Source organism: Acinetobacter sp. YH12076 (assembly GCF_013419525.1).
GTDB classification, from domain to species: Bacteria; Pseudomonadota; Gammaproteobacteria; order Pseudomonadales; family Moraxellaceae; genus Acinetobacter; species Acinetobacter amyesii.
In genome coordinates this window covers 241,540-251,700 of the sequence record NZ_VOZY01000006.1, presented here as the reverse complement: position 1 = coordinate 251,700, position 10,161 = coordinate 241,540, and the positions used below count along the sequence as shown (strand labels likewise).

At 40.8% G+C, this 10,161-nt stretch carries 6 protein-coding genes and 3 pseudogenes; 7 read left to right on the top strand and 2 right to left on the bottom strand.

Annotation, left to right across the window (positions count from 1 at the left end):
* Positions 1-128: 128 nt before the first annotated feature.
* Both FTU22_RS08215 and FTU22_RS08210 read right to left on the bottom strand, forming a co-directional pair.
* A pseudogene (locus FTU22_RS08215) lies at positions 129-563 on the bottom strand (efflux RND transporter periplasmic adaptor subunit); the annotation flags it as partial.
* A gap of 46 nt (positions 564-609) precedes the next feature.
* Positions 610-1,203 (bottom strand): hypothetical protein, encoded by a 594-nt coding sequence (locus FTU22_RS08210; RefSeq protein ID WP_373683064.1) that lies wholly within the window; start codon positions 1,201-1,203, stop codon positions 610-612.
* 343 nt (positions 1,204-1,546) lie between these two features.
* On the opposite strand from FTU22_RS08210, the gene pilG reads away from it, so the two are divergent.
* From pilG to FTU22_RS08180, 7 genes and pseudogenes are all read left to right on the top strand, one after another.
* A complete protein-coding gene (gene pilG, locus FTU22_RS08205; protein ID WP_078191060.1) occupies positions 1,547-1,930 on the top strand; it encodes a twitching motility response regulator PilG in 384 nt (127 codons plus the stop codon).
* 29 nt (positions 1,931-1,959) lie between these two features.
* Positions 1,960-2,328 (top strand): response regulator, encoded by a 369-nt coding sequence (locus tag FTU22_RS08200; RefSeq protein WP_078191059.1) that lies wholly within the window; start codon positions 1,960-1,962, stop codon positions 2,326-2,328.
* Positions 2,329-2,334: 6 nt separating this feature from the next.
* Positions 2,335-2,871, top strand: a complete 537-nt coding sequence (locus FTU22_RS08195) for a chemotaxis protein CheW (RefSeq protein WP_078191058.1) — start codon at positions 2,335-2,337, stop codon at positions 2,869-2,871.
* Positions 2,872-2,915: 44 nt separating this feature from the next.
* Entirely contained in the window at positions 2,916-4,991 is a 2,076-nt protein-coding gene (locus tag FTU22_RS08190) for a methyl-accepting chemotaxis protein (RefSeq protein ID WP_078192256.1), read from the top strand.
* A 162-nt stretch (positions 4,992-5,153) separates the two neighbouring features.
* Positions 5,154-5,690 (top strand): annotated as a pseudogene (locus tag FTU22_RS16475) (Hpt domain-containing protein); the annotation flags it as partial.
* Positions 5,691-5,783: 93 nt separating this feature from the next.
* Positions 5,784-9,668: pseudogene (locus tag FTU22_RS08185) on the top strand (Hpt domain-containing protein); the annotation flags it as partial.
* 3 nt (positions 9,669-9,671) lie between these two features.
* A complete protein-coding gene (locus FTU22_RS08180) occupies positions 9,672-10,139 on the top strand; it encodes a hypothetical protein (RefSeq protein ID WP_180093851.1) in 468 nt (155 codons plus the stop codon).
* Positions 10,140-10,161 lie beyond the last annotated feature (22 nt).

The following is a 10,161-nucleotide window of genomic DNA, read 5'->3' as shown; positions in this document are numbered from 1 at the left end:
CGCGACTCATGAGTGCTCGGTTATATGCGGGCCAATTGGTTGTGCGGTAGATTTTGTGTGTAGGCTTCTTCATTTGAAAATTATATCGCTGAAAAAGCCTTTACAGATAGGTTTGTGCAACAAAGCCCTTTGGAAATAAAGCCTTGATTCAGCAAACGCTGTTTACGTTCCATCATCAGTTTGGCTTGATTGGCTTGAGCTTGCGTTGATGCAAGGTTTGCTTGAGATTGAGCAAGACGTGCGGCATTGTCTTGATTATTTAAACGCACCAACACTTGGCCTTTGTTGACACGTTGTCCGACTTCTGCATTAACATTGGTTGCAGTCGCAGTGACTTGGGCTTGAATACTGCTCTGATTGACCGCCCGAATGGTACCTGTAAAGGCTGTTTTTGAAATGGCGTTGCCTTGTTCGATCGTGACCAGATCTTGTTGAATCAATTCAATCTTATTTTCTGGTTTAACACTTTGCTGCGGATCTTCTTTTTGACATGCAGCCAAAGTCAGGCTTATGCAAAGCAGGCTAAGCTTTAAAAATGGGGATGATTGCTGTGCAGAGTGCATAATGGTCCTTATATCAGCGGTCTACAAAAGCAATTGAATAACAAGTTTATTCCATCGCTTTTAAACGCGTAATAATTCTGTCGTATTCAGCTTCTGTATTTCGATAGCGAGTTTGTAACGATTGAATGTATTCTTTTTTCGCTACCATATTTTTTTGATTATTATCCAACATTGTTTTTAATTTTGCCGGAACGGTTTCACCTTTTCGAAAATGTTCACGTTCTTGGCGAACAAATAATACACGATCATTTTGTAATTGTTTTAATTGTTCTTGTTCAAACACGATCTGTTTACGTATACCAGTCAGTGCATCACGCTTTTTAATGGCCGCAGTTCGGCTATTGGTATAGGCTTTTTTAAGTTTGATATCTGAAGCTTGCTGACGTGCTTGGGCAGCACGCTGAGGAGCTTGTCTAACGTCCGCTTCAGCATTGTAGGGGCGGTTACGTTTAATCACTTGCATATTTTGATCAAGTGCTTCATAACCATAGCGGATGTGATTTGGTGTCACATTGGTACTGATGTTTGCTATGCCTTTACTGTCATAGTAACGATACCAAGTCGCCTTTTGTGGTTGCTGCGTATTGGTTGGTGCAGCAAATAAAAGCGGGGTATAAGCCAGTAAACAAGTCGTCAGAATGACTTTTTTTGAGAAATGTTTAAGGCCAATCAAGTGAATTTTTTTTGTAAACGGACTCAACCTTGTACTCCCCAGTTTAAAGTTGACTAAATTACTTATTTTAAAGTAATAATCTTGCTATAATATGCTTAATTAAGACAATTAAATACTATTCCAAGTTAAAAAAAAATCGTTGGTCATCGGAAAGTGTGAAGCAGTTAATAAAAACAAGAAATCTTGTGTGTTTGCGCAGAAAATGTTCATTGAAAACGCAAGTAAAGATATGTTAAAAATGTTCACAACTTGTAAATAATAATGCTGCTAACTTAATTGTTTGTACATCCTCAATGGGTAGGGTCAATAAATGGACGATAAATTCCAAAATCTAAAAGTCATGGTAATTGATGATTCAAAAACCATTCGTCGTACGGCCGAAACGCTGCTTCAGCGTGAAGGATGTGAAGTCGTCACTGCTGTAGATGGTTTTGAAGCACTTTCAAAAATTGCAGATGCGAATCCAGATATCGTATTTGTCGATATTATGATGCCGCGTCTTGATGGCTATCAAACTTGCGCCCTGATTAAAAACTCTCAAAATTATCAAAATATTCCTGTGATTATGCTTTCAAGTAAAGATGGTTTATTTGATCAGGCAAAGGGGCGTGTTGTGGGTTCGGATGAATACTTAACGAAGCCATTCAGTAAAGATGAATTGCTGAATGCAATCCGTAATCACGTTACAGCTTAATTAGATTTTTTATTTTTTGGGGAAAAAGCATGGCACGTATCCTAATCGTTGATGATTCACCAACAGAAACATTCCGTTTTAAAGAAATTTTAGGTAAACACGGTTTTGAAGTGATTGAAGCTTCAAATGGGGCAGATGGGGTGACAATGGCTCAAGCTGAGTTACCTGATTTGGTCTTAATGGATGTGGTAATGCCGGGTGTGAATGGATTCCAAGCAACACGTCAAATTGCACGTGGTGCGACCACCAAACATATCCCAATTGTCATTGTAAGTACCAAAGATCAGGCAACTGACCGTGTTTGGGGTAAACGCCAAGGTGCTTCTGATTATCTGACTAAACCTGTAGACGAAAAACAATTAATTGATGTGATTAAGCAACACCTCAATGCAGGATAAAGCTCTATGGCAGCAAATGGATTTATCGAATTACTTCGAATCGCAAAACGAGGAAACAAAAACTACGTTTCCACTGAAAATGAAGTAAACCGATGGTCAGGCATTGCTTTTGAGATGATGGGGCAATATTACGTTGCTCCTTTAGGTGAAGTAGCTGAAGTGATCTACCCACCAAAATATACGCCAGTTCCCAATACCCAACCTTGGGTGATGGGATTAGCCAATATTCGGGGACGCTTACTTTCTTTGTCTGACCTAGCACAATATATAACCGGTCATCGAAGTAGTTTTTCACCCACTCAAAAAGTTTTATGTATTAGTCATAATGACCATTATGTCGGTTTGGTAGTCGATCAAGTTTTGGGTATTCAACACTTTAATAAGAAAAGTTATTTTTCTAAACATAATGAGTTGGATCGAAATTTGCAGGAATATTGTCAGGGGTATTTCCACCAGCATAACCAGCAGTGGAATGTATTTCTCTTCAGTCGTTTACTGCAAAATCCAAAATACATGAACGCATCTATAAAATTTATAAATTAATTGTCGCGCACGAACGAAAGAAGGCGTAATCGGGGAGAAGCTGAATGGGCTTTAAACTTAAAAAGAAAAATACGGGTGAAAGCACCAGTGGTCGTAAAGGCGGTAATGCTTTTCTGGCAAAACTGCAATCACAGACAGATCAATTATCTCGAGTTTTTGGTGATAGTGAAAAATCCAAACCATTTATTTATGGTGCGATTGGTTCATTAGTACTGGCAACGATCATTTTATTATACCTATTCTATAGCGTTCCTCGCGGTAACCAATTGACGCAAAGTTTGGGTGAACTCCGTCTTCTTTCGCAAACAATTTCGCGTCAAGCAACTGAAGCAACAGCTTCGGGTACTGAAGATGCAATGAAAAAATTAATTGCTTCTCAAGATTCGTTCAAAGAAAACTTAGAAACTGTAAAAGATATTCATGCAAATACCGATGCGCTGAAATCTGTAGATACGCAGTGGGCTGAAGTTTCAAAAAGTATTGACTTGATTACTTCGCAACAAAAAATCATTAACAAGCTATATGACACGAACATCGCGATTGGTGAAACCATTCCGGGGATTCAGGCGGAATATAACTTGATGGTCGACCAAATGGCACGTCAAGACATGCCTTCGAACCAGGTGGTGATTGCGAAAAACCAGGTATTCATTGCTGAACGTATTTTACGTTCGATCAGCTCGGTGCTTTCCGGTTCTGATAGTTCACGTGAGTCTGCGGATGACTTTAGTGCCGATACTGAAACCTTCGGTTTGTACTTAAATGCCCAATTGGATGGTAGTACAGAGCTTGGTGTACAACGTATTGAAAGCCCTGAATTACGTGAGTCACTTGAAGGTATTAAAGCTGAATATGACGATGTATTAAAATCAGCGGCTGCGACAATTTTGAAAAACTCAACGCAAATTGTGAACGTACGTAAAGCATCTTCACAAATTTTTGCTGAGTCAGACAAATTGTTGGACAACTTAAATCAATTGTCTTCTAGCACAGGTCTGAAAACCATTTTACCTGCGGTACTGTTGATTCTTGCTTTAACAGCCTTCTTAATCTGTGTGTTCAAACTTCTTTCTTTACGTGGTCAATCGGATAAATTCCGTGTAACCCGTCTTCAAGAAGAATATGACCGTAACCAGAACGCGATTTTACGTTTACTCGATGAAATTGCCGATCTTGCAGACGGTGACTTACGTTCGTATGCGACGGTATCTGAAGACTTTACTGGTGCGATTGCCGACTCGATTAACTTCGCAATCGACCAATTACGTGACCTTGTATCGCGTATTACAGAAACTTCTCAAGAAGTTGCGCAATATACGGCGAATACGCAGGGTATTACCAACCAGCTTGCAGAAGCATCTGAACATCAGGCGCAAGAAATTGCTGGTGCATCTGCCGCAATTAACGAAATGGCAATGTCGATTGACCAAGTATCTTCGAACGCTGAAGAATCAGCTGTCGTAGCAGAACGTTCTGTACAAATTGCTGCAAACGGTGCAGATGTCGTAAACCGTTCAATTGAAGGTATGGACACGATTCGTGAACAGATTCAGGAAACCTCAAAACGTATTAAACGTTTGGGTGAGTCTTCTCAAGAGATTGGTAACATTGTCGCACTGATTAACGATATTGCCGACCAAACAAACATCTTGGCATTAAACGCAGCAATTCAGGCGTCAATGGCGGGTGAAGCAGGTCGTGGTTTCGCCGTGGTAGCGGATGAGGTACAGCGTCTTGCGGAACGTTCAGCGTCTGCAACCAAACAGATTGAAGGTTTGGTAAAAACCATTCAAACGGATACTAACGAAGCTGTAATTTCAATGGAACAAACGACTTCGGAAGTTGTACGTGGTGCGAACTTGTCTAAGGATGCCGGCGTAGCACTAGATGAAATTCAGTCTGTATCGGGTAACTTGGCGAAACTGATTGCAAACATTTCGGATGCTGCAAAACTTCAGTCTGCTTCAGCAGGTCATATTGCGACAACGATGAACGTTGTACAAGAAATTACCTCGCAAACCACCAGTGCAACATTTGATACTGCACGTTCGGTATCTGAATTGGCGAATATGGCTGAATCATTACGTGAATCTGTATCTGACTTTAAACTCCCAGAGTAAGTCAGGCGCAAACCTGTAGTACCTTAGCTGCGGCTAGGGTACTGCACCGATTACAGATAACACATCGATAAGGTGAACTTAACGTCACAGTTAAGTCTTAGGTGATGGTTACAATTAAGTTTGAGCAACCTTCTTGGTGGCAAAATATAAGAAGCCTTAGCTATGAAAGAAATATTAAAAAATTTAGTTGAAACAACTACGCTTCCTGAAGATAGTTATCTTGATCAAGATGCAGAAATTTTAGAGATTTTTGTTGAAGAAATAGAAGAAATCTTTGAAGAACTGGCGAGTTTATTTACGACTTGGTTGGAAAATCCACAAGATAAAGACACTTTAACGACGATTCGTCGTCATTTCCATACCCTGAAAGGTTCGGGTCGTATGGTCGGGGCAAAATCGGCGGGTGAAACTGCATGGGCAGTTGAAGATACGCTGAACCGTGTTATTGCGGGTTCGGTACAGTTAACGCCGACCGTTCAAAAGTTTGCACAAACAGTTTTAAATGTTTATCAATATAAGCTCTATCCACGGTTTAAAAATGTTGCCGAATTGGATGTTGACTTACGTCCATTGGTTTTAATGGGGCAACAATTACAACAAAATATTAGCCTTGAGCCTGCACTCGAAGAATTATTAAAACTGGCAGATCAATTAAAATCTGAAGATGGTGTTACTGGTTTAGAACTGACTGATGTTGAAGCTACAGCGTCTGTAGAAGTGCTTGAAAGCACGATTGATGCGGTCGATGAATCAGAACCTGCTTCTGAACAAGTGGATGTAGATGCATCACTGGTCGAAGAGACAGTGAGCATTTTTATTGAAGAAGCTGAAGAACATCTACAAACGATTGATCAGTTCCTCCAATCTGATGACAGTAAATCACAAGACTATAATGGCTTGATTCGCGCGCTACACACCTTACGTGGTAGTTCGTCGATGGCGCAAATCGAAGAGATTTTTGAAGCCAGTTCAAAAGTTGAAAATTTATTCAAAACCTTATTACAAGACGAAATCGTATCGAGCTCGAAAGAAGCTGCTTTATTGATTCAATATGCTGAATTTGTTCGTGATTATTTACACGTGCTGCGTTCAGGGGATAAGGCAAATCTTGCATCTATTTATGAAACCTTCAAAGCTGCTTGGGATGATTATGGTTTTGCTAGCCAAGATCAATTGGCGCCTGAAGATAATCCACAAGGTTTGGTTTCTAAACTAATCGAATTAAATATTGATCAGTTATTGGATGCTGAATTTGAGTTTGATAAACGTGCCCTTGCTGAATTCCCTGACTATATTCAACAGCTCAGTCAGCAAGCTTTAGAGTTGATTGAACATACGGATAATCGTGCGTCTGTTGGAATCCATGATTTCACAACTCAACTGCGTGCAGCGTATCAGTCTTTAATTGAAAAGCCTGAATTACTCCATGCTGATTATGGTTATGAGTTATTTGCGCAAGCACATCAAGAGTTCATTCACTTATTTGACACTTTAGCTGCGGGTCAGCGTGTAGTGTTAAGTGAAGAGGTTCAGCGTTTCTTAAATGAGCTGACTGCATTTGTTCAACAAGACATTGAAGCAGTTGCAGCGACGACAACACCAGAAGCCCATGTAGTTGCTGAACCTGTTGCCACTGTAGAAGATAAAGCCGCTGTTCCAAATACAACAGCAGTAGACTTTGCACAATTAAGTCAGCGTATTCAACTTGATCATCAACAGATGCAAGCGGCGGATGCGAATAATGACTTTGATGAAGATCTTTTGGGGATCTTTATTGAAGAGGCAGAAGAATTATTGGTGGGGATTGATCAAGACCTCAGTACTTGGACACGTGATCAGACCAATACTTCAGCTTTGAATAATTTAATGCGCTATTTGCATACCCTAAAAGGTGGTGCAAATATGATTGCCGCGTCTCATGTGGGTTTAATTTCGCATGAATTGGAGTCGATTTATGAGCGCATTATTCGTCAGCAAATTTCGATTACGCCTGCGTTAATTCAAATTATTCGTTTGGTGCAGGATGATATTTCAGATCGTATTCAAACCATTCGTGACCAAGGGATCGACTACCCAGCGAATAATGTGATCGATATTCTTAAGAATATTCAGTCAATTGTGGCAGGGGAGCATTCAGAACCAGTCGGATTGGCTTCGGCTCCTATTTCTGCTGAAACTGAACAAGCAGCAGTAGAGCAAGATGTATCGGTGTCAGAGCCGATGGATGTTGCTGAAGACACAGCAGAAGCAGTGGTTGAAGCTCAAACGACGGCTCACACTGAGTCTGCTGTTGAACATCTTGAACATGCGGTTGCTGAACATGTTGAGCATCCAGATGACGATCTACGTTCTGTCATGGAAGAAACCTTCCTTGAAGAGTCTGAGGAAATTCTTGAACAAGCCGTTCAATTATTAAATCAATGGACTGAACAACGTAGTGACCGTAACGTATTGCTTCAATTACAACGTGCTGCCCACAGTATTAAGGGTGGTGCGCGTATGGTTGAAAATGAACCTGTTGCCGCAATTGCGTATCAACTTGAGACGACGTTTGAGCATTTCGCGGTTCATCATTTCAACTCAAATGCATATGACGGCTTACTCAAAACGACGTTGGCATGGTTAAAAGAAGCGATCTTCAACCACGACTATAGTAATTTTGATAGCATCAAATTGAGCCTAGAATCCATTCAGTATGTGGATGTTACAGTTCAATTACCAAACCGTGTTGCAGAATTAGAGCAAGGTATTGTTAGCAAAGGCTTTGAATTTATTCAAGGTGATGGTGTTGAACCTCCATCGATGTTGGGTGAATGGACTGAAGCCAATTCTTCTGATAACAGCAATGAGATGATTCGTATCTCGGCTGATCTCGTCGAGAAGATGATTGACTTATCAGGCGAAAACTCGATTAACCGTTCACGTATTGAGATGGACTTAGGTCAGCTAGGCAATACCTTGAATGAAATGGAGTTAGCAATTAAGCGACTTGCTGACCAGTTACGTCGAATGGATGGTGAGCTTGAGTCACAAATTATTGCCAAACATGGTTCTGAAAATTCACGCTATGCGGATTTCGACCCATTGGAGATGGACCAATATTCATCGATTAACCAATTGTCAAAATCTCTAGCCGAATCTGCGTCGGATTTGGTTGACTTCAAGAGTACTTTGGCAGAAAAAATCCGTGATGCAGAAGGTTTGTTATTACAACAATCACGTATTCAGTCAGAAATTCAAGAAAGTCTGATGCGTACCCGTTTGGTGCCATTTGATCGTTTGTTACCACGTTTACAACGTATTGTGCGTCAAACCTCTTCGACCTTGAACCGTCCTGCAGAATTGATTGTTCAAAATACAGAAGGTGAATTGGACCGTACGATCTTAGAGCGTTTGGTGACACCATTTGAACATATGCTGCGTAATGCGGTCGACCATGGTTTAGAAGATACTGCTGACCGTTTGGCTTTAAAAAAGCCAGAAGTAGGTAGCATCGTCTTGAACATTAGTCGTCAGGGTACTGATGTACTGGTGTCTTTCAGTGATGATGGTAAAGGGATTGATGAAACCAAAATTAAAGACAAAGCCTTAAAACTTGGTTTAATCAAAGCGGATCAGTTCCTCGATAAACAAGAAATCTTGCAATTGATCTTCCATCCAGGTTTCTCAACGGCACAATCGGTAACGCAAATTTCGGGTCGTGGTGTTGGTCTGGATGTGGTGCAAAGTGAAATTAAAGCCTTGGGTGGTCATGTTTCCGTTGAGTCTGAGTTAGGTAAAGGGACGACCTTTACCATTCGTGTACCAACCACAGTAGCGGTCAGCGATGCCTTGATGGTGAAAGCGGGCGATCAGCAATATGCGATTTCATTAGCGCAAATTGAACGTATTGTCCGTATTGCACCTACGGCACTCGAAACTTACTTCAATAGTAAGGATGACGTGTTTAAAATTGACAACACCAATTACAAACTACGTTATCTATCAGAGTTTGTGGGTAATCAGCCAATTCCACGTTTAAATAATGTCGGCCATTCATTGCCTGTACTACTAATTAAAGGCAACAGTGGTCAAACCATTGCTTTATTGGTCGATCAGCTGGTGGGTTCACGTTCTCAAATCGTGGTGAAACCAATTGGTCAACAATTTACCAGTGTAGCCGCGATTGCAGGTGCCACGATTCTAGGTGATGGTCATGTATGTTTGATTTTGGATGGGCAAAATATTGCACGTCAAATTCAAACTACGCAGCGTGTTAAACATTCAGCTGAACAGCGTGATTTGGGCCGTCAGGCCAATGCGCGTCGTTTAGTGATGATTGTCGATGACTCGGTAACTGTACGTAAAGTGACTTCACGCTTACTTGAACGTCAAGGTTATGACATTGTGACAGCGAAAGATGGTGTGGATGCAATTGAACAGCTTGAAAATGTCCGTCCAGACTTGATGCTACTTGATATTGAGATGCCACGTATGGATGGTTTCGAAGTGACAAACTTAGTTCGTCACCATGACATTCACCGTGACCTGCCAATCATTATGATTACATCACGTACAGGTGAAAAACATCGTGAGCGTGCATTTAGCTTAGGTGTGACTCACTATATGGGTAAACCATTCCAAGAAGCTGAATTGCTTGCCAATATTGAAGCTTTAATTGCAGAAAAGCAGGGGTAATCTATGAGCCAAAATACTGTTTCTCAGATTGTCAGCGATAAAATTGATCAACAGGAACTGCAACATCTCATTACGGTATCTACCGGGTTTATCGATGCGTATATCATTGATTGTCATGGTAAACAGCCAATGTTGTTGCCACAAAATATTGTGCTATCAGCGCTTGATAGTGCAACTAAGGTTCCTTTTGTTGAATGGCATGAATTGAAATTGCCTGTTTTCTCAGTCAATGATCCTGCCAAAAATCAGGGTGTGGCTTTGGTGATTGAAGGTGATGATGTTGGGCAGCGTTTTGCACTGATGTGTAATGAAATGCCGAAAACCATTCGTCTGCGTATTTCTGAAGTGGTTGATGAAGAAAAAACCGTGAAAGACGCCAATATTTTCCAATATGTACGCATGGCCGATCAGGTATTTCATATTCCAAATTTAGCCAATATTCAAAACAGCATTGGGCTTCAAGTGGTTTAGTATTTGTAAAAGCGAGATATAA